This is a genomic window from Methylocystis sp. sgz306128 (assembly GCF_056032725.1).
Genome location: NZ_JBVYWO010000013.1, coordinates 37,410 through 60,569, shown reverse-complemented (window position 1 = coordinate 60,569; position 23,160 = coordinate 37,410). Strand labels below are relative to the sequence as shown.

20 protein-coding genes and 1 riboswitch are annotated in these 23,160 nt (G+C 60.5%); of the genes, 14 read left to right on the top strand and 6 right to left on the bottom strand.

The features are described 5' to 3' along the window. The coding region (locus AC0N03_RS15250) for a hypothetical protein (protein ID WP_474289741.1) at positions 1 to 1,055 on the top strand (1,055 nt) is incomplete at its 5' end. 21 nt (positions 1,056 to 1,076) lie between these two features. On the opposite strand, the gene AC0N03_RS15245 is transcribed toward AC0N03_RS15250, so the two are convergent. Beyond that, on the bottom strand, positions 1,077 to 1,928 hold the full coding sequence (locus AC0N03_RS15245; protein ID WP_474289739.1) for an HTD2 family dehydratase: 852 nt from the start codon (positions 1,926 to 1,928) through the stop codon (positions 1,077 to 1,079). 220 nt (positions 1,929 to 2,148) lie between these two features. On the opposite strand from AC0N03_RS15245, the gene AC0N03_RS15240 reads away from it, so the two are divergent. From AC0N03_RS15240 to AC0N03_RS15230, 3 genes are read left to right on the top strand one after another with little or no spacing between them, the layout of a single operon-like run. Then, positions 2,149 to 3,573 (top strand): cytochrome ubiquinol oxidase subunit I, encoded by a 1,425-nt coding sequence (locus AC0N03_RS15240; RefSeq protein WP_474289737.1) that lies wholly within the window; start codon positions 2,149 to 2,151, stop codon positions 3,571 to 3,573. Further along, the gene (gene cydB / locus AC0N03_RS15235; protein WP_474289735.1) at positions 3,570 to 4,574 is read left to right on the top strand and encodes a cytochrome d ubiquinol oxidase subunit II; all 1,005 of its coding nucleotides are present in this window, start codon (positions 3,570 to 3,572) and stop codon (positions 4,572 to 4,574) included. Before AC0N03_RS15240 ends, cydB begins: the two co-directional genes overlap by 4 nt. After that, positions 4,571 to 4,687: a DUF2474 family protein gene (locus AC0N03_RS15230; RefSeq protein WP_474289733.1), complete on the top strand. Its 117-nt coding sequence runs from the start codon at positions 4,571 to 4,573 to the stop codon at positions 4,685 to 4,687. Before cydB ends, AC0N03_RS15230 begins: the two co-directional genes overlap by 4 nt. Positions 4,688 to 4,703: 16 nt before the next feature. Here the strand turns inward: AC0N03_RS15230 and AC0N03_RS15225 are convergent, their stop codons facing one another. Continuing rightward, on the bottom strand, positions 4,704 to 5,507 hold the full coding sequence (locus AC0N03_RS15225) for an enoyl-CoA hydratase (protein WP_474289731.1): 804 nt from the start codon (positions 5,505 to 5,507) through the stop codon (positions 4,704 to 4,706). Between the two features lie 143 nt (positions 5,508 to 5,650). Continuing rightward, positions 5,651 to 6,025, bottom strand: coding sequence for a hypothetical protein (locus AC0N03_RS15220; protein ID WP_474289729.1), 375 nt, complete (start codon positions 6,023 to 6,025; stop codon positions 5,651 to 5,653). 369 nt (positions 6,026 to 6,394) lie between these two features. On the opposite strand from AC0N03_RS15220, the gene AC0N03_RS15215 reads away from it, so the two are divergent. Then, the gene (locus AC0N03_RS15215; RefSeq protein WP_474289727.1) at positions 6,395 to 7,402 is read left to right on the top strand and encodes a Gfo/Idh/MocA family protein; all 1,008 of its coding nucleotides are present in this window, start codon (positions 6,395 to 6,397) and stop codon (positions 7,400 to 7,402) included. Then, positions 7,402 to 8,238 (top strand): bifunctional hydroxymethylpyrimidine kinase/phosphomethylpyrimidine kinase, encoded by an 837-nt coding sequence (thiD, locus tag AC0N03_RS15210; protein WP_474289725.1) that lies wholly within the window; start codon positions 7,402 to 7,404, stop codon positions 8,236 to 8,238. The genes AC0N03_RS15215 and thiD overlap by 1 nt, the downstream gene beginning before the upstream one ends. 60 nt (positions 8,239 to 8,298) lie before the next feature. Here the strand turns inward: thiD and AC0N03_RS15205 are convergent, their stop codons facing one another. Further along, positions 8,299 to 9,567: a purine-cytosine permease family protein gene (locus AC0N03_RS15205; RefSeq protein WP_474289723.1), complete on the bottom strand. Its 1,269-nt coding sequence runs from the start codon at positions 9,565 to 9,567 to the stop codon at positions 8,299 to 8,301. 40 nt (positions 9,568 to 9,607) lie between these two features. Beyond that, positions 9,608 to 9,714, bottom strand: a riboswitch (TPP riboswitch). Between the two features lie 157 nt (positions 9,715 to 9,871). Between AC0N03_RS15205 and AC0N03_RS15200 the strand changes: the two genes are divergently transcribed. Next, positions 9,872 to 12,028 (top strand): malate synthase G, encoded by a 2,157-nt coding sequence (locus tag AC0N03_RS15200; RefSeq protein ID WP_474289721.1) that lies wholly within the window; start codon positions 9,872 to 9,874, stop codon positions 12,026 to 12,028. 118 nt (positions 12,029 to 12,146) lie between these two features. On the opposite strand, the gene rhaI is transcribed toward AC0N03_RS15200, so the two are convergent. After that, positions 12,147 to 13,439 carry an L-rhamnose catabolism isomerase gene (gene rhaI, locus AC0N03_RS15195; protein ID WP_474289718.1) on the bottom strand — a complete coding sequence of 431 codons (1,293 nt, stop codon included), beginning with the start codon at positions 13,437 to 13,439 and terminating at the stop codon, positions 12,147 to 12,149. A 105-nt stretch (positions 13,440 to 13,544) separates the two neighbouring features. Further along, positions 13,545 to 15,632 (bottom strand): bifunctional rhamnulose-1-phosphate aldolase/short-chain dehydrogenase, encoded by a 2,088-nt coding sequence (locus tag AC0N03_RS15190; protein ID WP_474289716.1) that lies wholly within the window; start codon positions 15,630 to 15,632, stop codon positions 13,545 to 13,547. Positions 15,633 to 15,809: 177 nt separating this feature from the next. Here AC0N03_RS15190 and AC0N03_RS15185 point away from each other — a divergent pair, with 177 nt between their 5' ends. The 7 genes from AC0N03_RS15185 to AC0N03_RS15155 all read left to right on the top strand — a co-directional run bounded on the left by AC0N03_RS15185 (position 15,810) and on the right by AC0N03_RS15155 (position 23,103). Beyond that, positions 15,810 to 16,628: a DeoR/GlpR family DNA-binding transcription regulator gene (locus AC0N03_RS15185; RefSeq protein WP_474289714.1), complete on the top strand. Its 819-nt coding sequence runs from the start codon at positions 15,810 to 15,812 to the stop codon at positions 16,626 to 16,628. A 64-nt stretch (positions 16,629 to 16,692) separates the two neighbouring features. Further along, positions 16,693 to 17,700 (top strand): rhamnose ABC transporter substrate-binding protein, encoded by a 1,008-nt coding sequence (gene rhaS, locus AC0N03_RS15180; RefSeq protein ID WP_474289712.1) that lies wholly within the window; start codon positions 16,693 to 16,695, stop codon positions 17,698 to 17,700. Positions 17,701 to 17,879: 179 nt separating this feature from the next. Continuing rightward, the gene (locus tag AC0N03_RS15175; protein ID WP_474289710.1) at positions 17,880 to 19,415 is read left to right on the top strand and encodes a sugar ABC transporter ATP-binding protein; all 1,536 of its coding nucleotides are present in this window, start codon (positions 17,880 to 17,882) and stop codon (positions 19,413 to 19,415) included. Further along, positions 19,408 to 20,403, top strand: a complete 996-nt coding sequence (locus tag AC0N03_RS15170; protein ID WP_474289745.1) for an ABC transporter permease — start codon at positions 19,408 to 19,410, stop codon at positions 20,401 to 20,403. Before AC0N03_RS15175 ends, AC0N03_RS15170 begins: the two co-directional genes overlap by 8 nt. Continuing rightward, positions 20,400 to 21,395 carry an ABC transporter permease gene (locus AC0N03_RS15165; protein ID WP_474289708.1) on the top strand — a complete coding sequence of 332 codons (996 nt, stop codon included), beginning with the start codon at positions 20,400 to 20,402 and terminating at the stop codon, positions 21,393 to 21,395. The genes AC0N03_RS15170 and AC0N03_RS15165 overlap by 4 nt, the downstream gene beginning before the upstream one ends. Positions 21,396 to 21,397: 2 nt before the next feature. Then, a complete protein-coding gene (gene rhaM, locus AC0N03_RS15160; protein ID WP_474289706.1) occupies positions 21,398 to 21,727 on the top strand; it encodes an L-rhamnose mutarotase in 330 nt (109 codons plus the stop codon). Positions 21,728 to 21,729: 2 nt separating this feature from the next. After that, entirely contained in the window at positions 21,730 to 23,103 is a 1,374-nt protein-coding gene (locus AC0N03_RS15155) for an FGGY-family carbohydrate kinase (RefSeq protein ID WP_474289704.1), read from the top strand. Positions 23,104 to 23,160 lie beyond the last annotated feature (57 nt).

The following is a 23,160-nucleotide window of genomic DNA, read 5'->3' as shown; positions in this document are numbered from 1 at the left end:
TTGGAACAAACACATCCCTGACCGCCGGATATGGCAATATAACTATAAATGGCGGCAGAAACAGTTCGCTCTCCTTTGCGGGTGTGAACGAAAGTGTTGCGGTCAATCTCACCAGCAACGGCCGTGGTGTTGCCACATATACGCACAATAATGTCTCGTATCAGGACAATTTCCAGAACATCACCAGCTTCAGCGGCGCAAGCACCTTCAACATCGCGTCAAATCTGGCATTGAGCCTCACCGCCAGCGCCAGCGCTATCAACATGGGCGCCGATGACACGCTGAATCTCACCGGTTCCAATGATATGATTCTCGTCAAAAATGTTGCGAACGGCACAGTCAGCGGCGTCGCCGGCAATGCCAACAACACCCTGGCCTTCGAAGGCGTAAATGCTGACGTGACCGTTAATTACACCAGCAGCAGCGGCGGCATCGCCAGCTACACCTCAAACAATATCACCTACACCGATACGTTTTCCTATATCGACAAGTTCACTAATCGCGTCTGGCAAAACATGGTCTTCAACATTGGCGATAACCGGAAAATTACGCTGGGAATAACCAGTGGTTGGGTAGGCGGTTCTACAATTAATCTCGGTGCCAATGACACGCTGAATCTCAACGGCTCTGGCAACACCACCGTCAACATCAGTGGCGCTGGCGATACCATCAACCTCACCGGATTGGCGACGATCAACGGCTCTGGCGTCACCATCAAGCTGGCTTCGCGCGCGTCGGCAACCATAAATGGCAGCAATGAAACCGTCTCGCTTGGCGTGCACACAACTATCAGCGCCGCCGCCACGCACCAGAGCAACGCCTATTATCTGCAAGGCCAATTCGGCTATGTCAGTCTCACCGGCTTCAACACCAGTTCGGACATGGCCTATCTCAAAACCAGCGATTTTGCCGACTGGGCGACATTCTATAGTAGTGCGAAGCAATCCGGCTCAAATATCACGATCACCGATGCGCATAACGACAAACTCACGCTGGTGGGCATGACTCTGTCTTCACTGTCGGCAGCGCAATGGCACTTTGGATTCACATCCTGAGGATAAAGCTGACAGGGATCGTCATGCCGCAATTTTGGCGGCCATTGTCACAATGCCGTCGCCGGACACAACCCGCGCTTCCAGCTCCGGCCCGGACAGTGCGGACACCTCGATGCGCACCGGCGCGCCGGCAATGAGCGGCGCCAGCCCGCGATAGGCAAAACGGCGTGGACTATGCCCAAGCGTCGCGGCAGCGAGATTGAGCATCCATGTGGCCTGCAGCGTGCCGTGCACCACCAGCCCCGCATAGCCGTCCACGCCGGTGGCGTAGGGATAGTCATAATGAATGCGGTGGCCGTTGAACGTGAGCGCCGAATAGCGAAACAGCAGGACGGGATCGGGCACAAGCTCCCACCGGCCAAGCCAGGGCTCCAGTCCTTCACGTGTGTGATCCGGCGCGGAGCGGGGCTCACCAGAGCCTGGTGCGTCACAAAACACGATATCCTGACGCTCCTCGACAACAAGCCGCGCGCCCTCGCAATATCGGCTGCGCAGGGTGACAAAGCACAATTGCCCCGTCCGGCCCTGCTTGATGGTGATATTCTCGATGATGCTCGACTTTGAAATGGTCGAGCCGATAAAGAAATCCCCATGACGGATGAGTTCCCCGCCCGCCCACATGCGCCGTCCGAACGGCAGATCGGGCATGAACAGGCCGGTGCGCGGATGCCCGTCCGGGCCAAGATGGTCAGACGAAACCACGTCCGGCGCCAGACACCAGAGAAAACCCGGCGGCACCTCGCTCGTCATGGCGACATGCGGCGCGAAAATCATGCGGAAATATTCCGTCATGCGCCGGGTTATCATATCGCTGCGCTCGAAACGCCGCCCGATCCAGCGCTCCGCGATCTGGCCGATGTCTGCTTCACCCACGCTCTGGCCTCCCTCGTCCTGAACTTTGCCGCTAAAACAGGGCCTTTATACTATAGCATGGGACCGGATTGGCAAAAACCGATGCCCGGCAGGCGAATGATTGCGGCCAAAATGCCGCAGGATATCGCCTCAAAAGTGTCGGTTTGCTCCTGTTCTTTTTTAAACCGGCTTATACATCAAGAAAATGTGATTTACGTCCGAGCATTAAAATGAGGCTGTCATGACCGCGCTGGATGCACTCACCCTCGCCCGCCTGCAATTTGCCTTTACCGTCAGCTTTCACATTATTTTTCCTGTCTTCTCCATCGGGCTGGCGAGTTATCTGACCGTGCTGAACGGCCTTTGGCTCTGGACGGGCCGCCCGGTCTATTTCGATCTATTCACCTATTGGAAAAAGATCTTTGCCGTCGGCTTCGGCATGGGCGTTGTCTCCGGCATTGTCATGAGCTACCAGTTTGGCACCAACTGGAGCGTATTTTCAGACAAGGCCGGTCCGGTGATCGGGCCATTGATGGGCTATGAGGTTCTCTCGGCGTTTTTTCTTGAGGCCGGTTTTCTTGGCGTGATGCTTTTTGGCCTCGCGCGCGTCGGCAGGAAACTGCATTTTCTTGCCACGGCAATGGTGGCGCTTGGCACGTTCATGTCTGCCTTCTGGATTCTTGCCGTCAACAGCTGGATGCAGACCCCGGCAGGCTATGCCACCAATGCTGCAGGTCAATTTGTCGTTACAAGCTGGATGCAGGTGATCTTCAATCCCTCCTTCCCCTATCGGCTGGTACATATGGTGCTTGCGGCCTATCTGACCACGGCTTTTGTCGTGGGTGCCGTCGGCGCGCTGCATCTTCTGCGTGATCGCGCCAATCCCGCCGCGCGGATCATGTTCTCCATGGCGATGTGGATGGCCGTGATCGTCGCGCCGGTCCAGATCCTTGCCGGCGACGCGCATGGCCTCAACACGCTCGAATATCAGCCGGCGAAAATTGCGGCGATGGAGGGCGATTTCGAAACGACCCGCGGCACGCCACTCATTTTGTTCGGCATACCCAATCCCGGTCAGCAGCGCATGGATCATGAGATCGCCATACCGCATCTTGGCGCCATAATCCTCACCCATAGCTGGAATGGCAGCATCCGCGGCCTCAAGGAATGGCCGGCCAGCGAACGCCCGCCGGTCGACATTCTCTTCTGGAGTTTCCGTCTAATGGTCGGGCTCGGATTTGCCATGCTCGGTCTGGGCCTGTGGAGCTTGTGGCTGCGCCTCAGGGATCGCCTTTACGACACGCCGCTCATGCATCTCGCTGCCATTGTAATGGGGCCGAGCGGATTTATCGCGGTCATCGCCGGCTGGGTCACGACCGAGGCCGGACGTCAGCCCTATACGGTCTATGGCCTGCTAAAAACAGCGGACTCGGTCTCCCCTGTCGCTGCGGCAGCGGTCGGGACATCGCTTATCGCCTTCATTGTGGTTTATTTTGCTCTGTTCGGCGCAGGTTTCTTCTACATCCTGCGCCTGATGAATAAGGCACCGGAAGCCGCTGAACATGATTTACCGGCCGGAGAACCGATCCGGGCCAGCGGTATCATGCCCGCACCCAGCCTTGTCGATGCACAGGGCAAGCTGATAATCTCGCGGAGGTTCCAATGACCCTCGATTATCCCTTCATCTGGGCGGCACTGATCGCCTTCGCGGTATTGGCCTATGTGATTCTTGATGGCTTCGACCTTGGCGTCGGGATAATTTTTCCCTTTGTCAAAGGTGAAGCGCATCGTGATGAAATGATGAATTCCGTCGCGCCTGTCTGGGATGGCAACGAAACCTGGCTCGTACTCGGCGGCGGCGGCCTGCTGGCCGTGTTTCCGCTGGCCTATTCCATCATCATGTCGGCGCTCTACGCCCCCATCATAACCATGTTGCTAGCGCTTGCCTTCCGCGGCGTCGCCTTTGAATTTCGCTGGAAGACCCGGCGCGGGCAGTTTCTCTGGGACTGGGCCTTTGCCGGCGGCTCGTGGCTTGCCGCCTTCGCGCAGGGCGTGGCCCTTGGCGCGCTTGTGCAGGGCATTCCCGTCGCCAACCGCGCCTATGCCGGCGGCTGGTGGGACTGGCTGACGCCCTTCAGCCTGACAACCGGCCTCGCGCTCGTGATCGGCTATGCGCTGCTGGGCGCAACGTGGATGATCTGGAAAACGGAAGGCTACGTTCAGAGGCGCGCCTATCAGATCGCTTATGTGTCTGCGCCGCTCACGCTGGCCTTCATCGGCGTGGTCAGTCTCTGGACACCCTTTCTCAATAACATCTACAAAAGCCGTTGGCTGGTCTGGCCGCAGTTTGCATTGGTGGTGCCGGTGCCGCTGTTCGTGCTGCTTGCTGCCTACAGCCTGTTCCGCGGCCTGAAAAAACGGCGGGAGCTCAGCCCGTTCCTGGCCTCGCTGTCTTTGTTCGTGCTCAGCTATATCGGTCTGGGCATCAGCTTCTATCCGCATATCGTGCCCAATTCCGTCACCATCTGGCAGGCGGCGGGTCCCGACAACAGCCTCAGGTTCCTGCTCGTCGGCGCAGTGGTGCTAGTGCCGATGGTGCTGGCCTACACCGCCTATGCCTATTGGGTTTTCCGCGGCAAGGTCAATACGGCGGGGGGCTATCATTGACCGACAAAACCGCGCCGCTGCGCAGCCGTCTTGGCTGGTTCGTACTGATCTGGCTCGCCAGCGTCGCGGCTCTGGCCTCGGTCGCCATGCTGTTGCGGCTGCTGCTGAAATAACGCAGGACAGCCCGCTTCACCCCTGCCGCCGGAACCGGAGTTCGGGCACCCGCTTGTCCAGAAAAGCGTCAATGCCCTCGCATGTATCCGCTTCCATCATGTTGCGGGCCATGACATCGCCCGCAAATTCATAGGCTTCTGCCAGCGGCATCTGCCGCTGCTGCCAGAACATGGCCTTGCCATAGCGCACGGCGACCGGATCCTTGCTCAGAATGGTTTCCACCTTGGCGGCCAGCGCTTCGTCGAGCCGCTCGTCGGACACTGCGGCATTGATCAGGCCGCGCGCCGCCGCCGTCTCGGCATCGATGAAATCGCCGGTCACCAGCATGTCGAAAGCGTGCTTCGGCAGCACATTGCGCGAAAGAGCAACTGCGGGCGTTGAGCAAAAAAGTCCCAGATTGATGCCCGAGACCGCAAAACGCGCCGAACGCGCCGCAATGGCCAGATCGCAGGTGGCGACAAGCTGGCAGCCCGCCGCAGTGGCGAGCCCCTGCACGCGCGCAATCACCGGCACAGGCAGCCGCGCTATGCTCTGCATCACCTGTCCGCAACGCGAGAACAGCGCGCGATAATAGCCGACATCGGCGTGGGCGCGCATTTCCCTCAAATCATGCCCCGCACAGAAGGCCTTGCCATTGGCCGACAAGACAACGCAGCGCACCGCATCATCTGCGGCAATCCGGTCGAGCGCCGCCTGCATGGCCTCCAGCACGGCCTCCGACAGCGTATTGAATTTTTCGGGCCTGTTAAGCCTGATCTCAACCACGCCGTCCGCGCCCCAATCGACGAGGACGGGCATAGGCTCTGCCGCTGGTATCATGGTTCTGCCCCGCCTGCTTCTCACAGTCTCATGCTAGTGCATGAACGGTCCACAAGGCAATGCGGCAGCTGAGGCGGGAAGCGCGCCTTCAATCTTCCAATGGACTCTGCCCGCTTTCATACAGCAGGCGGTGCACAAGAGGCTCAGTTGCCGCGCAGCCAGTTCTGCCAGACCAGCAAAGCGAACAGCGCCGTCCCCGCGAATACGCCGATGGAGCCAATCGCCACCACCGCATGATTGATGCCGCTGATGGTCAGATAGACGCCGAGCATGAGGATCGGCGCGAAAATCGCATAGATCCAGAACTGATATTTCGCCAGCCGGCTCTCACCCAGCGACGGGATGACCCGATAGGCAAGCCCGAAAACCGTATGCAGCACGAACCCAACCAGATTGATATGGGCATGCAGCGGCGCGTAGGTAAAATCCTGCGTTATGCCCATGCCGATGCCCACTGCCATGCCGATGAGAATATAAATGGATCCGAGCAATAAATAGGTGGATGAAATCAAACGCATAAAAACCCCCACGACGAAAAGGCCATCCGGGTGAACAGCTCTGCATATCATTGGCAAGATTCCGATTCTGCGTCAAACCGCCGCGGCGCAGACCAGCAGGCACTGTACAAGCCGGCGGCCAATCCCTTGGCCCTAAACGGCAATTCGCACCACGCTCTCATCTGCTCATATGATGACAACATGATTCAAAGCCGGTTCTGGCGCGCGCTTGCTGCGAATCAAGCCGCTCCGCTGCGAACAGAACCCGATATGCCGAACAATCGCCCGGAGTGAAAGCGTCCGATTTTTGCGCCGCGGGCGCCATTCACCGCGTGACATTGCGCCCTGTGCCGGGCTAGTTTGCGCCAAATCACAGGGGAGATTGCGATCATGACACGGCAAGTGAACTGGGGCGTCATTTCAACGGCAAATATCGGCTGGGCCAAGGTCATTCCCGCCATGCAGAAGGCGGCGCATGTGAAAATTCTCGGCGTCGGCTCGCGCGATGTCGCCAAGGCCAATGAAATGGCGCAGGATCTTGGCATCGAGCGCACCTATGGCTCCTACGAGGCGCTGCTGGCCGATCCCGATATAGAAGCAGTCTATAATCCGCTGCCCAATCATCTGCATGTGCCGCTGTCCATTGCGGCGCTGGAGGCCGGCAAGCACGTGCTGTGCGAAAAGCCGGTTGCCCTCACCGCCGAGGAAGCCGGCCGCCTCGCCGCCGCCGCAAAAAAGGCCGGCAAGCTTGTTGCCGAGGCCTTCATGGTACGCCACCATCCGCAATGGCAGCGGGCGCGCGGACTGGTGCAAGGCGGAGCCATCGGCGATGTCAAGGCCATCCAGACCTTCTTTTCCTATTTCAACGACGATCCAGCCAATGTGCGCAATCAGGCGGATATCGGCGGCGGCGGGCTTTACGATATCGGCTGCTATGCGCTCACCACCGCGCGCTATATTTTCGGCGCGGACCCTGAGCGCGTGATCGGCGTTGCCGAAAACGACCCGCAATTTGCCACTGACCGGCTCACAAGCGGCCTTGCCGACTTCGGCCATGGGCGCCATCTCACCTTCACGATCTCGACCCAGCTTGTGCCTTACCAGCGTGTGCAGATCTGCGGCACCAAGGGCCGCATCGAGGTGCAGATTCCTTTCAATGCGCCTGCCGGCGGCGAAACGCGCATATTCATCGACGACGGCAACGATCTCGCCGGCTCCGGCATCCGTGCCGAAGTGATCCCTGCCTGCGACCAGTATACCCTGCAGGGCGAAGCCTTTTCCCGCGCTGTGCTGGGCGAGACGCATCTTGAATATGGCATGGAGGACGCTGTGCAGAACATGCGCATCATCGATGCCCTGTTCCGTTCGATGCGGTCTAACCACTGGGAAAAGCCTTGATGCAAAGCCATCGCTACGCGCGGCTGCTCACCATAGCCGGGTCGGATTCGGGCGGCGGTGCGGGCATTCAGGCCGATCTGAAAACCTTCTCCGCGCTCGGCTGCTATGGCATGAGCGCCATTACGGCGGTCACGGCGCAGAACACGCTGGGCGTCACCGCGATCCACGGCCTGCCGCCCGATGTGGTCGGCGCGCAGATCGATGCCGTGTTCAGCGATATCGGCGTCGATGCTGTGAAGATCGGCATGTTGCATGCGCCTGATCTGGTACGCATGGTTGCGGCAAAACTGCGCCACTGGCAGCCGAAAGTCATCATACTCGACCCCGTGATGGTGGCGACCAGCGGCGCACGGCTGATCGAACCCGAAACCGTCGCCGTTCTTATCCGGGAACTGTTTCCACTCGCCGACCTCGTCACGCCCAATCTGGATGAACTTGGCCTGTTGCATGGCGCAAATGTCGCCGATGTAACCCAGATGGAGGAAGCGGCGCGCGGCCTGCTGGCCTTGGGCTGCAAGGCGGTGCTGGCCAAGGGCGGCCATCTGAGCGGCCCTGTGCTGACAGACCTGTTCATCAATGCCGAAGCGGCCATCGCCATGCAGAGCCCGCGCATCGCCTCGCATAATCTTCATGGGACGGGCTGCACGCTCTCATCGGCCATAGCCGCCTATTGCGGGCTGGGCCACACGCTGAAAGACGCGATCGTCCGGGCGCGCACCTTCATCGCACAGGCCATCGCAGCGGGTGCGGACGTGCGCACCGGCCACGGCCACGGCCCGCTCAACCACGGCTTCGCGCCGCAGACGATGCATAAATTCTCTATCCCGAGCGATTGAGCTGCGCTCTGCATGAGCCCGCCTGCGCGACCGTGCAAAGCGGCCGCGCGGGACACGCATTCAGGCTGCGCGCGGCTGGCCCTTTTCCAGAACCACATAAAGCGCAAAGGCCGCGATCAGCGAAGGCAATGTCGCGCCCCAGTCAGGCAGAAACCGCAAGAAGCCCTGATAGACGCCAAACCCCGCAACCCAGGCGATTATGGCCGGCCAGACGAGCAGAGGCACGCGCGCCAGATCCGTGGGGCGGCGGAAATGCGCCAGCACGACCGCAAATAGCGGCACGAAAACCGAGCTGATCAGATAGAGAAAATCGGTATATTTGCTCAGAAAGTCCGAGAAATTGGCGATGGGAAGATAAAGCGCCAGAGCCGTGCCAAGCAGCGCCAGCGCCGGGCCAAGACCCCGCACCGGCAGCGGCGTTGCCAGACCATGCCCCGAGACGGCCGCCGAATAGAGATCGGAATAGCCATTGTCCATCTCATCCACCAGAATGAGCGCCAGCGCGCCAGCGCCAACCGGCAGGAGCGTGATCGCCGCCATCATCTCCGCGCCGGGATTGAGCGCCGCGAGCAGAACGCCAAGCGCAAAGCACCAGCCATTGGCCAGTCCGTAGCCCAGCGCCGTGCCGGCAAAGGCGCGCCCCGGCGCCCGGGCAAAGCGCGTATAATCCGAGACCAGCGGCGCCCATGAAACCGGCATGGCGATCACGAGGTCAATGGCCGCGGCAAAGCTCATCGAGCCATCGCCGGGCTTGAACACATTGTCCCATCCGGCAGAAAAACCGGCACGCAATGTCTGAACGGTCAGCCAGGCCAGAGCCAGAACCATCAGGCTCACGCCGATGCCGCGAATGAACTTGCGCACGAAGCCCGTCATCGCCAGCGCCAGCAAGCCGGCCAGCACCAGCCCTACAATGATCGTCAGCGCCGCCGCCGGAATCTGAACGCCGCCCGCGCCCAGCACGGCATGAAGGCCGTCACGCATGACAATAATTTCAAACAGCGCCCAGCCGATGAGCTGCAAAATATTGAGCATGATCGGCAGAAACGCCAGAGACCGGCCCAGTGTCGGGCGGATAAGCCCTGCACTGGAGAGCCCCGTTGCCGCGCCGAGGCGCCCGATCGCGCCAAGAAAAGCCGCACCCAGCACCGAACCGACGATGATCGCGGCAAAAGCCTGCGGCGCGCTCAGGCCCGGCAGCAGCGACGCCCCCGCCAGCATGACCAGCAGGCCGACACCAAGCGAGCCCCAGAGACTGGCATAGTCGAAAAGATCGAGCACGCGCTGCGCCTGCGGCACAGGATTAAGCGATTGATTGCGTTCAGACATGTCTACCCCCATTTATGGGGACATGACGAACGGATTCAGCGTCATAATGTGGGCGCTTCCCTCCGCTGGCATGACCCAGATCAGGTTCTGCGGGTCGAGGACTTGCATCCTCTCTCAGCCGGCACACCGGCACCCCGAGCTATCGGTACAGATTTCACCACGGATTTATCTTGTCAAGATCGAAAGCTTTTCCACATTATGGAAAAGGGAGTGGCGCGATATTCTTGAGACTGCCGCGCCGACATTGTATCAACGCCCCAAGAATGACGATTTAAGTCAAGAACAACAATTAAAGGAGTGACCTATGGCCAGCATGGTGCAGTTGGGCGGTTTGAGCGTCCATCAAGAGCTCAAAACCTTCATCGAAGCGGAAGCCCTGCCCGGCACAGGCATTTCACCCCAGCAATTCTGGAGCGGCCTGGATGCTTTCATCAACAAGCTTGCACCAAAAAATCGGGCGCTATTGGCAAAACGCGACGAGTTACAGGCAAAAATCGACGCCTTTGAGCGTGAAAACCGCGGCAAGCCGCGTGATCCGGCTAAAATCCGCGAATTCCTGACCTCAATCGGCTATCTCGTGCCGGAAGGGCCGGATTTTTCGGTCGAGACCACAAATGTCGACGATGAAATCGCCGTGGTGGGCGGCCCGCAGCTGGTTGTGCCGGTGATGAATGCCCGCTATGCGCTCAATGCCGCAAATGCCCGCTGGGGCTCCCTCTATGATGCGCTCTACGGCACAGACGCCATTCCGGGCGAGCACAAGCCGGGCTACGACGCCGAACGCGGGGCCAAAGTCATCGCATGGGCGCGCAATTTTCTCGATTCCATCGCGCCGCTGACATCGGGTTCCCATGCCGATGCAACGCTCTATGCAATTGAGGGTGACGCGCTTGTCGTGCAGCAGGGTGCCGCCCGCGCCGCACTGAAAAATCCGGCCCTGTTCGCCGGATGGCTCGGCGCGAAGGAGACGCCCTCCTCCGTGCTGCTGCGCCACAACGGCCTGCATGTGGAGATCGTCGTCAACGCCGCTTCGCCCATCGGTAAGACCGACAAGGCCGGCGTGGCCGATGTGCGGCTTGAGGCTGCCCTGACCGCCATCATGGATGGCGAGGATTCGGTGGCCGCCGTCGATGCCGCCGACAAGGTGGTGGTCTATCGCCACTGGCTGGGCCTGATGAAGGGCGACCTCAAGGATACGTTTGAAAAGGGCGGCAAGACCCTGACCCGTACCCTCAACCCCGACCGCACCTTCGAGGCGCCCGGCGGCAGGCTCACCGTCAAGGGCCGCGCGCTGATGCTCAACCGCAATGTCGGACATCTGATGACGACGCCCGCCGCCTATGACAATCAGGGCCATGAAGTGCCGGAGGGTCTGCTCGATGCCTTTATCTCTTCCGCCATCGCCATTCATGATCTGAAAAAATCCGCAGGGTCGTTGCTGCGCAATTCGGTGAAAGGCTCGATCTATATCGTCAAGCCGAAGATGCACGGGCCGGACGAGGTGGCCTTCGCCTGCGAGGCCTTCTCGGAGGTCGAAGCGGCTCTGGGCCTGCCCGCCAACACGATCAAGATCGGCATCATGGACGAGGAGCGCCGCACCTCGGCCAACCTCAAGGAATGTATCCGCGCCGCCAAAAGCCGCGTGTTCTTCATCAATACCGGCTTTCTCGACCGCACCGGCGATGAAATCCACACCGCGATGGAGGCCGGCCCCGTGGTGCGCAAAGCCGCGATCAAAGGCACGGAATGGATCAAGACATACGAGGAGCGCAATGTCGCCATCGGTCTTGCCTGCGGCCTGAAGGGCAAGGCGCAGATCGGCAAGGGCATGTGGGCCATGCCCGATCTCATGGCCGCAATGCTCGAACAGAAGGGCGCCCATCTCGACGCAGGCGCCAATACATCCTGGGTGCCCTCACCCACCGCCGCGACCTTGCATGTCACGCATTACCACAAGACCGACGTCACCGCGCGCCAGAACGAGCTTTCGGGGCGGCCGGTACCCCCGCTCGACTCCCTGCTGGTGCTGCCGCTTGCGCGCGACATCAACTGGACACCGGAAGACATCCGGCAGGAGCTTGACAACAATGCCCAGGGTATCCTCGGCTATGTCGTGCGCTGGATCGATCAGGGCGTCGGCTGCTCGAAAGTGCCGGACATTTACGACGTGGCGCTGATGGAAGACCGGGCCACCTGCCGCATTTCCAGCCAGCACATGGCCAACTGGCTGCACCACGGCGTTGTCAGCAAGGACGAAGCCATGGAGGCGATGAAGCGCATGGCCAAGGTCGTCGACCGGCAGAACGCGGGCGATCCGCTCTACCAGCCAATGGCCCCGGCCTATGACGGCATTGCCTTTCAGGCTGCCTGCGATCTGGTGTTCAAGGGGCGCGAGCAGCCATCGGGCTATACGGAGCCGGTGCTGCACAAGCGCCGCCTCGAGAAAAAGGCGGCGGGCTGAGAGCTTCTTTCGTCATTGCGAGCGCAGCGCAGCAATCCAGTGCTCTGGATTGCCGCGTTGGCTGCGCCTTCTCGCAATGACGGAGCGGCTCATTCGCAAGATTAATGCCGCGCAAATCTCACACGATTCCCGCGCTGGTGCCGCTGACGGCGGGACGCTCCTGCCCCTTGCGGTGCCGATACCCCGACAGGCGATACACGCCGACCGGGTCGATCGCGCCGCCCGAATTCTGCCGGGCACGGGCCAGAATGGGCGAAACATCCGTGAGATAAGCCTTTTTCAGTTCAAGATGGGCGCCAAGCGCATCATTGGCTTCCTGCGCCGCCGCCAGCGCCACGCGGTCCACCAGCAGAGCCTGCGCATAGGCCCGCTGCACCTCGATAGCCGATTGCATCAGGCTCTCGATCGGGTCGGTGACATTATGCGATTGATCGAGCATATAGGCCGGATTAAAACCCTTGGCGTGATGATGCGCCGCATCGACCAGTTCGTTGAAGACCAGAAACAGCCGGAAGGGCTCGACGGAACCCGCATCGAGATCGTCATCGCCATATTTTGAATCGTTGAAATGGAAACCGGCCAGTTTCTCGAAGCGCACCAACCTCGCGACGATCTGCTCAATATTGACATTAGGTGCATGATGGCCAAGATCGACAAGGCATTTGGCCTTGGGTCCAAGTTCCTGCGCCGCCAGAAAGCTGGAACCCCAATCCGAGATCACCGTCGAATAGAAGGCCGGTTCGAACATCTTATGCTCAAGAAACACCTGCCAGTCGGCGGGCAGGCCGGCATAAACCTCATGCATGGCGGCCAGATAGCGGTCGAAAGCCTTTGTCAGGCTGGACTGACCGGCAAAATTCGAGCCGTCGCCCACCCAGACGGTGAGCGCTTTCGAGCCAAGCTGCTGGCCAAGCCGGATACATTCGAGATTATGCGCCACGGCCTGCGCCCGCACGGCGGCATCTGCGTTGGACAGCGAACCGAATTTGTAGGAATGCGGCTGTCCCGGCTGATCCTGAAAGGTGTTCGAATTGACAGCATCGAAACCCAGCCCCTTGGCTGCGGCCTTTTCCTTAAGTTCGGCGACATCCTCAACCTTGTCCCATGGAAAATGCAGCGATATGGCGGGCGTGGCGCGCGTCAGTTGCTGGATGGTGCCGCAATCATCGAGCTTGTCGAAGATGTGGCGCGGCTCGCCCAGCCCCGGAAAGCGGGCGAACCGGGTGCCGCCCGTACCCACGCCCCACGAGGGAATGGCAACGCCGAAGGCCGTCACCTTGGCCGCGATGTCGTCCACATCTATGGAACGGCGCTCCAGCTGCCGGGACAACGCCGCATAATCTTCGTCAAGATGCGACTGCGCTTTGGAATTCTGTTCGGCGATAAAGCCGTTATCGATCAGATAGGTCATGTGAACACCTTTAAAAGAAGGGCGCGCGCCCCTCACCCTAACCCTCTCCCCGCATGCGGAGAGAGGGAACTCCTTCTCCCTTTGGGAGACGGGCGGGATGAAAGATCACCGCGTGAAAGACTGGGCATTGCCCGCATCGACATTGAGGATATTTCCGGTGGATTTGGCCGACAGGTCGGAGGCGAAGAAATAAATGCCCTCGGCAATATCCTCCGGAAAGACCGAAAGCTTCAGCATGGAGCGCTGACGATAGACCTCTTCAAGATTATCCTCCGAAACCTTGTTGGAGGCCGCGCGCTGCTGGCGCCACTCGCCCTGCCAGATCTTTGAACCGCGCAGCACCGCATCCGGATTGACCGTATTGACGCGAATGCCATGCGCCGCGCCTTCCAGCGCCAGGCAGCGGGCAAGATGAATTTCGGCCGCCTTGGCCGCACAATAGGCCGAGGCGCCGGCAGATGCCGCCAGTCCGTTCTTCGAGGCGACAAACACCACATTGCCGCCGGCCTTCTGGCGCTGGAACAGCCGGAACGCCTCGCGCGAGACAAGGAAATAGCCGGTGGCGAGAATGTCGATATTCTTCTGCCACAGCGCGAGGCTCGTATCTTCCACCGGCGAGGCCGACGCTATTCCGGCGTTGGAGACGACAATATCAAGCCCGCCGAAAGCGAGCACTGCCTCATGGAAGGAGCGGGCGACAGCATCCTCGCTGGTGACGTCCAGCAGCGTGCCGCGCACATTATCCCTGCCGAATTTCTTGCCGAAGCCCTGCACGGCATTTTCAAGCGAGGCGCCATCAATATCGGCCAGCACCACGCAGGCTCCTTCGGAAAGCAGGCGCGCGGCTGTCGCCTGACCGATGCCGCCCGCGCCGCCGGTGATATAGGCCACGCGCCCGGCGAGGGATTTCGGCCTTGGCATGCGCTGCAGTTTCGCCTCTTCGAGCAGCCAATATTCGATGTCGAAAGCTTCCTGCTCCGGCAGGCCGACATAGCTTGAAACGCCGGACGCGCCGCGCATCACATTGATCGCGTTGATATAGAATTCGGATGCGATACGCGCCGTCGCCTTATCCTTGGCAAAAGAGATCATTCCAACGCCGGGAACAAGATAAATCACGGCATTGGGGTCGCGCATGGCCGGGGAATTGGAGTGCTTGCACCGCCCATAATAGGCGGCATAGCCAGCCGCATAATCAGCAATGAGCGCATCGAGCTGGTCGAGCACGGCATCAATATTGCCCGCAGCCGGATCAAAGGGAACCACCAGCGGGCAGATTTTGGTGCGCAGGAAATGATCCGGGCAGGAGGTGCCAAGCGGGGCAAGAGCGGCCAACGCATTGGAATTGACAAATTCCAGCACTTCCGGCGCATCGGTGAAATGACCGACCTTGCGCTCATGCGCCGAGATGCGTCCGCGGATGGCAGGAAGCAGCCGGCCGGCAACAGCGGCGCGGGCCTCGGCGCTCAGCGAGGACACTTTCGCGCCGCCGAAGGAGGGCTTTTTCTCGTTGGCAGCCAGCCAGTCTGCCGCCTTCTGGATGATGCGCAACGTCATCTCGTAGCAGGCCTTGGACGTCGACGCCCATGTGAACAGGCCGTGGCCGCCCAGAACGACGCCAACATATTCAGGATGCGCCGACGCCATTTCACCGAGTTTCAGGCCAAGATCGAACCCCGGACGCTGCCAGGGCAAAAAACCCATTTCGCCGCCGAAGATTTCACGCGTCAGCTGCTCGGCGTTTTTCGAGGCGGCAATGGCAATCACGGCATCGGCATGGACATGATCAACATGCTTGTGCGGAACAAAACCATGCAGGGCCGTGTCGATGGAGGTGGCGCGCGGATTGAGATTGAAGGTGCAATGATTAAACAGCCCGACCATCTCGTCCTCATGGGCCAGCCCGCGATAGAGCCCCTTCAGACTGTTGAGCTTGTCCATGTAAAGAGTGGAAAAGCCATCGAGCTTCATCGAGCCGATGTCGCCGCCCGAGCCCTTGACCCAGAGCACCTCGGTCATGGCCTTGGTGAGCGGGTCAGCCATCATGATTTTGGCGGATGTATTGCCACCGCCGAAATTGGTAATACGCAGATCGCTGCCGAGCAGGTTGGAGCGGTAGAGCAGCAATTCTGGCTCATCAAGCGTTGCCGCGACGGAATCTTGCCACAGATTGGGAATTTGCTGATCAGACATTGCGCATTCACTCCTTTAAGACGCTGTGACCATAAGAGCGCAAATAATCATCGTCAATCAATTTCAATCATATTGCATCGCAATATTTTGCTGCAACGCGATATTTCGCTCAATTCAATAATCATGATTGACAGCCATGATCTATTTTGACTAATTTTGATCAATAGGGAGCAAGACATGCACGAACGGGAAAGATGGCAGATCATCCAGTCCCTGCTTCACGAGCGCGGCCTCGTGCAGGTGATTGACGTGTGCGAGGCCACGGGCGCATCGCCCGCCTCGGTGCGCCGGGATTTCGCCAAGCTCGCCGATCAGGGCCTTGGCCGCCGCATTCACGGCGGGCTGGAGGCCATTCGCAACCCGGCCAATATCAATGGCGATCAGGCCGCGCTGACCACACGCTCATTCGAGTCGAGTCAGGGGCAGAATCTCGCGGCCAAGCGCGCCATAGCCCAGGCCGCCGTCGATCTGTGCGAGGACGGCGAGGCCATTATCATCAACGGCGGCACCACCACCTATCAGATGGGTGCGTTCCTGCGCCCCCGCAGGCTGAAGATCCTCACCAATTCCTATCCGCTGGCAGAGATGCTCATTCACGAGAGCCAGTGCCGTGTCGCCCTGCCCGGCGGCGAAGTCTACCGCGAGCAGAAGCTCATCGTCTCGCCCTTCGACGACGATGCCATACAGCATTATTCGGCCAGCCGGATGTTCATGAGCGCCATTTCCGTCGGCCCGCTGGGGCTGGTTGAGGGCGACCCGCTGATCGCCCGCGCCGAAGCCAAGATGCTCAAGCGCGCCGACAAGCTCTATGTGCTGGCGGACGGCTCCAAATTCGAGCCGCGCGGCTCGCTGGTGGTCTGCCCGCTTTCGCGCATTGATACGCTGATCACCGACCCGTCGGCACCGCCGGAGGCGCTGGACATGCTGCGCGCCGCCGGCGTGCGGGTGATCGTCTGTCAGATCAAGGATTTCGTAGGCGCCTCATCCGCGGCATGAAGCGCGGCGAGGATCATAACGAGAAAAGCCCGCAATCCTGCGGGTTGATAAAAGGGAGAGAAAAATGATTTCACGTCGTACAGTTCTGCAATTGATGGGCGGCACCGCCCTTGCGGCGGGCACCGCCTCGCCGCTCATGGCCGCCGACAAGGTCCGCATCGCCCTTGTCGTCAAGGCGCTTGGCATCGGCTTCTTCGACGCCGTGCGCGACGGCGGTCTTGAAGCCGCCAAGGAACTCGGCAATGTCGAGGTGATCTACACCGGCCCGACAAAGACCACCGCCGAAGAGCAGATCGCCGTCATCGATTCGCTGATCGCGCAGAAGGTCGATGCCATCGCCATCTCCGCCAATGATCAGGACGCGCTGGTGCCGGTGTGCAAGAAGGCCATGCAGCGCGGCATCAAGGTGATTTCCTTTGACTCCGGCGTTGCAGCGGGCGGCCGCATCATGCATCTCAACCCGTCCAACAATGCCTTGATCGGCGCAAAATGCGTGCAGATGATGGCCAAGACCCTGCATAACGAAGGCGAAGTCGCCATTCTTTCGGCCACCTCCACCGCCACGAACCAGAATATCTGGATCGAGGAAATGAAGAAGGAATGGGCCAAGCCCGAATATGCCAAGATGAAGCTCGTCACCACGGTCTATGGCGACGACATGGCCGACAAGTCCTACCGCGAGACTCAGGGCCTCCTCAAGGCCTATCCCAACCTCAAGGGCATCATCGCGCCGACCTCGGTGGGCATTGTCGCGGCTGCCAAGGCTGTGGCTGACGCCGGCCTCACCGGCAAGGTCTATGTCACCGGCCTCGGCCTGCCGTCCGAAATGAAGGGCGCCGTCCTGGCGGGCGTCACCGACACTTTCGCCATCTGGAACCCGATTGACCTCGGATATTCCGCCATCACCATCGCGGCGGAGCTTGTTTCCGGCAAGGCCACCGGCGCACCGGGCTCGACCATCCATGTCGGCCGCATGGGCGATATCAAGATCGGCGAAGACGGCTCCGCCGCCATGGCCGATCCCTACACGTTCGACAAGTCGAATATCGAGAAATTCGCCAAGATCTTCTGATCCGGTGATCAGAGGCGCGCGGCACCACGCCGCCTGAACCGTCATGGCCGGGCCTCGCCCGGCCATCCAGAACTCCCTGCAGAACCGCTTGCGCGGTAACAGAGCCTCCTCCCCTTGCCCGCGCATCGCCGTGCCGGACGCGGCGGCGTGTTCTGCAGGCTTTTTCGATATTGAGCGCGATGACCAGAACCAATTCAGAATCTGCCATTCTCAGGCTTGAACATGTCTCCAAGCGCTTTCCCGGCGTACGCGCGCTGCATGATGTGCATCTGGCCCTGCACCCCGGCAAGGTGACCGCCCTGCTGGGCGAGAACGGCGCGGGCAAATCCACTCTGGTGAAAATCCTGACCGGAATTTATCAGCCCGACGAGGGCGGGATTGAAGTAGACGGCAGGAACGTCGCCTTTTCCGGCCCCACCGACGCCTGGGCCGCCGGCATCACCGCCATTCATCAGGAAACGGTGATGTTCGATGAACTGAGCGTCACGGAAAACATTTTCATGGGCCATATGCCCAGCCGGCAGGGGCGCATTGAATGGGCGAAAATGCATGAACAGGCCGCCGCGCTGCTGGCGCGGCTCGATGCCGATTTTTCGCCCCTGACACCGCTCAAGCAGCTCAGCGTGGCGCAGAAACACCTTGTCGAAATTGCCAGAGCGCTGTCGCATGATGCGCGCATCATCATCATGGATGAGCCGACTGCGGCGCTCTCCAACCGCGAAATCGAGGACCTGTTCAAGATTGTCGGGCAACTGAAGCGTCAGGGGCGCGCGATCTTGTTCATTTCACATAAGTTCGAGGAAATCTTCTCCATTGCCGACGACTGGATCTGTCTGCGCGACGGCGAATGGGTCGGCGAGGGCGAGATTGCCGCCGTCACCCAGGCCGAACTGGTCAAGCTGATGGTAGGCCGCTCGATCGAACAGGTCTTCCCTAAGCGCGAGGTCGCAATCGGCAATATTGTGCTGGAGGTCGAGGACCTCTCCAACGCCACCGAGTTCGACGGCGCCAGCTTCACCCTGCGCGCGGGGGAGATACTCGGCTTTTACGGGCTGGTGGGCGCCGGGCGCTCGGAACTGATGCAAGCCCTGTTCGGCCTCAGCCCTGTCACCCGCGGGAACATCAGGATCAACGGCAAGCCTGTGGCCATCGCCTCGCCGGCAGAGGCAATAGCGGCCGGCATCGCCTATGTGCCGGAAGACCGGCAGGTGCAGGGCACGTTCCAGCCCTTCGGCCTGCGCGAGAACATCACGCTGGCGAGTCTTGCCCAGCACGCGGCGCATGGCATCATCTCCTACGCGGCCGAAATGGCCACGACGCGCAAGCTCGGCCAGCGCCTTTCCGTCAAGGCTGCGAGTTGGGAGCAGCGTCTCGGCGAGCTTTCGGGCGGCAATCAGCAGAAGGTGGTCATCGCCAAATGGCTGGCAACTGAGCCGCACATCCTCATTCTCGACGAGCCCACCAAGGGCATCGACATCGGCTCCAAGGCCGCCGTGCATGAATTCATGGGCGAACTGGCCGCGCAGGGCCTTGCCATCATTCTCGTCTCTTCGGAACTGCCGGAAGTTATGGGCATGTCCGACTCGATTCAGGTCATGCATGCCGGACGCTTCGTGCAGCGGTTCACACGGGCCGAAGCCACGCCGGAAGCCATTGTGAGCGCCGCGAGCGGCCTCCACTCCCACGAAAAAGCGGGTTCCCATGTCCTTGTCTAGTTTCTCCGCCCGCCGTGAATGGTTGCTTGCAGCCATTATTATCGGCCTTGTCCTGCTTATCGGTCTGCGCGCTCCGGTGTTCGTCACGCCGTCAAGCCTCATCAACGTGCTGACCGACACCAGTTTCCTGTTCATGCTCACATTGGCGCAGATGGCCGTGATCCTGACGCGCGGCATCGATCTCTCGGTCGCCGCCAATCTGGCGCTGACGGGAATGATCGTCGCGCTCACCTCACGGGCCATGCCCGGTTTGCCGCTTGTCGGCATCTTTGCTCTGGCCATTGCCATCGGTGCGCTGCTCGGCGCGATCAACGGCGGCCTGATCGCACTGGTCGGCATCCCGCCTATCGTCGTCACGCTGGGTACGCTGGCCGTTTTCCGCGGCGTGATTTTCCTTATCGCGGGGGGCGCCTGGCTCACCTCAAAGGACATGAATGCCACCTTCCTTGGCTTTCCGCGCGCCACCCTGCTCGGCATTCCGAGCCTGATCTGGGTTGCGCTGATCGTGGCGCTGGCCATGGCCTGGCTCTTCAACCAGACCCAGACAGGCCGCGGACTCTATGCGCTGGGCGGCAACCCCGTCGCTGCGCGATACTGCGGCATATCCATGCCGCGCCTGCAATTTCTGGTCTATACGCTGGCAGGCGCCGTTTCCGGGCTCAACGGCTATCTCTGGGTATCGCGCTACGGCATCGCCTATACCGACATCGCGCAGGGCTATGAGCTCACCATCATCGCCGCATGCGTCATCGGCGGCGTATCGATTGCCGGCGGCATCGGTTCGGTCACCGGAGCGCTGCTCGGCGCCCTGTTTCTCGGCGTCATTGTCAATGCCCTGCCGGTCATCAACGTCTCGCCCTTCTGGCAGATGCTGATCTCGGGGGCTGTGATTCTCGCCGCCGTGATTGTGAACGCCCGTTCGGAACGGCGCGTGGGCAAGCTGATCCTGCAGGATGCCAGAGTAAAAACCATCGGGAGCCAAGCATGAGCCAGAGCCAGCGTTATCTCGTTCTCGACAGGCCGGTACCGAGCCTTTCCGCCTTCCTGCTGCGCTGGGAGACGATTCTGGTGGGGCTGCTCATTCTGGTGATAGCCGTCAACGCCACGATTTCCCCCTATTTTCTGGACGTCTATAATCTCTCCGATGCAACCTTCAACTTCTCGGAGAAGGCCATTCTGGCGCTGGCCATGGCGCTGCTGATCATCGCCCGCGAGATAGACCTCTCCATCGCGGCCATTATCGCCGTCTGCTCGCTGGTGATGGGCCTGATGGCCAAAGCCGGTTTCGGCCCGCTGCCGCTGATGCTGGCGAGCCTTGCCGTCGGCGCAGCCTGCGGCGCGCTCAATGGCGCCTTGGTAACAGGGTTCAGCCTGCCGTCCATCGTGGTCACCATCGGCACGATGTCGCTGTTCCGCGGCCTGGCACAGGTGGTGCTGGGCGATCAGGCGCTCAACCATTATCCGGCCAGTTTCTCGGCCATCGGCCAGGGCTATGTCATGGACAAGGTGCCGATTCCGATCTCGTTTGTCGTATTTCTGGTACTGGCGGCCATTTATGGTTTCGTACTGCACCGCACCGTGCTGGGCCGGCGCATTTTCGCCATTGGCCACAACCCGATGGCGGCGCGTTTCTCCGGCATCAAGGTCGATGCCATACGTTTCTGGCTGTTTGTAACCATCGGCCTCATGGCGGGCCTCGCCGCAATTCTGCTCACCGGGCGCATCGGATCGACCCGCCCCAATATTGCCATGGGCTGGGAACTTGAGGTCGTCACCATGGTGATACTCGGCGGCGTATCCATCGCCGGCGGCTCGGGTACCATTATGGGCGTGGTTCTGGCGGTGCTGGTGCTGGGCCTGACCACATTCGGCCTGTCGCTTGTCAATGTTCCGGGCATCGTCATCAGCATCCTTATCGGCCTGCTGCTGATCGTCGCCATTTCCGCGCCGATCGTCGCCCGCAAACTTGCGAGGAACTGAACATGCAGGATACACAAAAAGAGCGCTATGCCTTCAGGATGTTTCTCAATCCGGGCGCAGAGGCGGAATACAAGCGCCGCCATGATGCAATCTGGCCTGAACTCGTGACCTTGCTCAGGCAAGCGGGCATCTCCAATTATTCGATCCATCTCGACAGCGAGACCAATATCCTTTTTGCCTATCTGGAGCGGCCGGCACATCACGGCATGGATGATCTGCCCAACCATCCCGTCATGCGCCGCTGGTGGGATATGATGAAGGATCTGATGCAAACCGGTCCCGACGGCGCGCCGCGGGCCGAGCCGCTGCGCGAACTCTTCTTCATGGCCTGATAATGAGAACCGTCGGCGTGATCGACATTGGCAAGACCAATGTCAAACTGGTTCTCTTCGATGAACGCGGCCATGTGCTGTGGCAGAAGTCGGCGCCAAACCGCCCGGTCGTCGCGGCCCCCTACCCGTATGCCGATGTGGAAACGATCTGGTCGTTCATTGTCGCGGCGCTGAAGGAAGGCAATGCGATCCACCCGATCGACGTTATCGTGCCGACCAGCCATGGCGCGACAGGCGCCCTGATCGATGCGCAGGGGCTGGTTCTGCCGGTCATGGACTATGAGTTTTCCCGCCTGCACGAGATTGACCCGCTCTACGAGCCGATGCGGCCCGACTTTGACCGCAGCTATTCGCCGAGCCTGCCGACGGGGCTCAATCTCGGGCGGCAGATGGCATGGCTGGCCTGGCACCATAAGGACGAATTTGCCAGGGCCACCGCATTTCTCACCTATCCGCAATATTGGCTCTGGCGCCTCACCGGCGCGCTCGCCTCGGACATCACCTCGATAGGCTGCCATACCGATCTGTGGCTGCCCGGCGAAGGCAAACCCTCGGCACTCGCGGATGCGCTGGGCCTCTCGCGCCTGATGCCGCCGTTCCGGCCCGGCTGGGCAGCCTGTGGCACATTGCGCCTCGAAATTCTCCGTGAGACCGGTATTGGCGCGCATGTCCCCGTCCTATGCGGCATTCATGATTCGAATGCGGCGCTGCTGCCCTATCTGGCCAGCGGCAAGGCGCCTTTCACCGTATTGTCCACCGGCACTTGGGTCGTGATCATGGCCGTGGGGCATTCGCTGAAAAGCCTGCGCGCCGAAGACGACATGATGGCCAACATCGACGTCAACGGCCACCCCACGGCCTGCGCCCGCTTCATGGGTGGGCGTGAGTTTGCCCGGATCAGCGGCGATTGCACGGCGGAGCCTTCTGAATCGGCGGTTGCGGCACTGATCGAAAAAAGCGTATTCGCGCTGCCCTCGTTCAGCCCGCATGGCGGCCCCTATGCCAGCCTTGAGGGGCGTATCGCCGGAGACATTGCACCCGATGAGCGCACAAGCCTTGCAACGCTCTACTGCGCGCTGATGAGCGACCATATCCTGACACGGCTTGGCATCGCGCAGGGCGATATCATCATCGACGGCAGTTTTGCGCGCAACAGCCTGTTCTGCGCCCTTCTGGCGCAACTGCGGCCCGGTCAGCATGTCCTCTGCGCGCCCGATCAGGCGGGCTCGGCCAGAGGCGCGGCGCTGCTGGCGACCTGGCCCAACCCTGCTTTTGTGCCGGATCTGATGATCCCTCAGGCCACGGCGCTGCACAACTTGGATGGATATCGCGCAGTCTGGCTGGAACAAGTGACCAGCGGGCATCTCAAAACATGAAGAGAGAAAATCATTCTCTGAAGTTGAATCTATTGTAGATTGCTGTCAGGCATCAGC